Origin of the sequence: Mucilaginibacter sp. (genome assembly GCF_039207105.1) — a bacterium.
In the GTDB taxonomy this organism is placed as follows: Bacteria; Bacteroidota; Bacteroidia; order Sphingobacteriales; family Sphingobacteriaceae; genus Mucilaginibacter.
Genome location: NZ_JBCECK010000050.1, coordinates 33894 through 36559, shown reverse-complemented (window position 1 = coordinate 36559; position 2666 = coordinate 33894). Strand labels below are relative to the sequence as shown.

The window sequence follows — 2666 nt, the reverse complement described above, 5'->3', positions numbered from 1 at the left end:
GCATTGGATTCAGGGTCAAAGTATAACTCCTTGTTCCAGCGTTCATCAGGCACCTCGGTAACGCAATCCTTTCCTAATAGGATATTGCGCCAGTATTCTTCCAGGTTTTTTGCCTGTGGGAATATACAGGCCATCCCAACAATGGCCACATCAAGAGACTTCTCTGTTGATTGTGGTATTTCGGATAACGTTGCGTTAAGGATATGCTGATAGTTATTCGCAGCCACATCCTGGTGCAGATCAAGCAATGAAATAACCTGGTTGTGCATAACAGCTACCTGGCCAATCATATACATACCTAAATTAAGCTGATCGGCTTCATTAATGGTTACCAAATCGTTCCCACGGCGCTCAATACCTTTAGCAGCAATACGTAAGCGGCCAACATTCAGAGTCTCTAATTGTTCCCAGATCTCTTTTTTGTCTACGCCAGCCTCTTGCAATTTTGCTTTTTCTGTGTTAAAAAAATCTGCAAATGGCGAATTCAGACATCTTGTTTCATGTCCCGGAGCTGTTTCAAGGAGTACCGTATCGGTAGCCTGCATGGCTTGTTCCTGAAATTTATCTTGTATAGCGCCGGTTAAAACGGCTTCTTTGGTATATAAATAAGCCGTGCCCATTAAAACACCTACTTTTACACCTTTAGCGGCTAAAGAGGCGGCCATTACAGCTATAAATGCAGCTGAAAAAGAATCATGGATGCCTCCGGCAAAAAATACACTGAGCTGTTCCGGCTGATCTTCTTTTAACAAGCGTTCTATTTGCTTTTCCCAAAGCACCATACTTGAAAGTGGGCCAACATGTCCGCCGCATTCCCTGCCTTCAAAAACAAATCTTTTAGCACCCTCTTTTAAAAACATATCCAAAAGAGATACTGAAGGCACGTGTAAAAATGTTTTTATACCTGCTTTTTCAAGTGGTTTTGCTTGCGAGGGCCTGCCACCTGCAATTAATACAACCGGCGGTTTAGCCTCCAGTATATATTGTATTTGTTCGTCGCGCAGCTCCTGTGGTGCAAAACCGAGTATGCCTACGCCCCATGTTTTTTCTCCTGCAAGCTTTTTTGTATCGGTGATCAGTTCTTTTGCTCGTTCACCCTTTAATAGTGATAGTGCTATAAAAGGCAATGCGCCCGCTTCTGCAACCGCATCAGCAAATGGTGCAACATCACTTACCCTGGTCATCGGTCCTTGGGCAATAGGATAAGTTATATTAAGGTCTTTTGCTAAAGCACTGCCTGGTCTGATCACATTTAATGCCTTAGCCTGATTTAAGTGCCCATATATGGCTTCTTTTATACCAAAGATGAGCTTATTTAGCTTTTTATACCGGTTAACCAGATCTGTAGCTATTGAAATATCCTGCCCCATAGGTATATAGCTTTTTTCAGGATCAAGATCTGTAAAGTAAGGCTTTAGATGATTGTAAGTGACATTTTCAGGCAGGGTAGGAGAGTTAGGACGGACAAGTACACGGTAATTATCTATTAATCTTGTTTCAGTGCCGCTTAGTTTGGTGCAAAGTTCTTTTAATAATTTTGGTGCTGAACATTCCGGAAATAATGCAAGTTGGCTATCAAGTACAATACCTTCTGCACCTTGCGCACATACTGCCGCCGCAGTATGTATACCTATACCGCCTTGTACCCAAACAGGAATATCTTTAATTTCTTGAATAACACGTTGAAATAATACAAATGAAGATTCGTAACCAACGTTTCCGGTACCTTCATTCCCTTTTAAAATGATACCATCGGCAGCTTCTGCTTTTGCCCGCTTTGCTGACTCCAGATCATTCACCTGGTAAATTAATTTAACTTCCTTTTTAGACTTGATTTTTACACCATAAGGTATAATAACCGTACTAACTTGTTGAGGAAGCTTTATGGATGTAAAATCGGTTGAAACAAAACATACGCCAAAATCATCTAAACCGCTTTTTGCTAATTTTTCAAGCGCCTCTTTTGCAATGATTTTGTTATACCCAAGGTTTAAAACAGGAAAAGCTCCTGCTTTATGCAATTCAAGTGCAAGTGACACATCGGGCTTTTCAAATGGGGTAATTCCAATTATTGCACGTTTTTTCATGATACAGGGATAGATATGATATTTAAACTTTGATAGTTATCAGTAAAACCTACCACTAAATCCCCAATGCCGGATATATAGAACAATTTTAATATTATGGTAGATTAAATAATAATTCGATCAAATACTTAATCAAAAAAGTAATAATTTAACAATAAAGCTAACTTTATCTTATAAATTACACAATAATAAGACTATATTTTTATATTTATGCACAGTGAATACAATGAACAGAAAAAGAATAAAACGTGCTTAATGCTCTAAATTTGGGATGTATTACTAATTTTATCAGTTTTATGGGTGGGAATAAAGTGCTAAAGCCTAAATAATAATGATAATTATAAATTTCTTAATAAGCAAGTTGAGTATTTATGTATTGTTTTTAAATTATTCTTTATTTAGTTGTCATTAATATAAAATATCTTCCCTTTTGTTATTAATTAAATAAAATATTAATAATACGTATTTTAAGAATAAAAAATTAATAATTAGAATTCCATATAAATAAATATATAGAGCAATTATTTTGATTAATGTATTTATCTGTTAATTAACTTTTAAAACCCAATGGAGTATAAA

At 36.6% G+C, this 2666-nt stretch carries 1 protein-coding gene; it reads right to left on the bottom strand.

Annotated elements, in window-relative coordinates; genetic code table 11:
• A partial coding sequence (locus AAGC65_RS12300; protein WP_343112751.1) for a nitronate monooxygenase occupies window positions 1–2087 on the bottom strand: 2087 nt, incomplete at its 3' end.
• Between the last annotated feature and the right edge of the window lie 579 nt (window positions 2088–2666).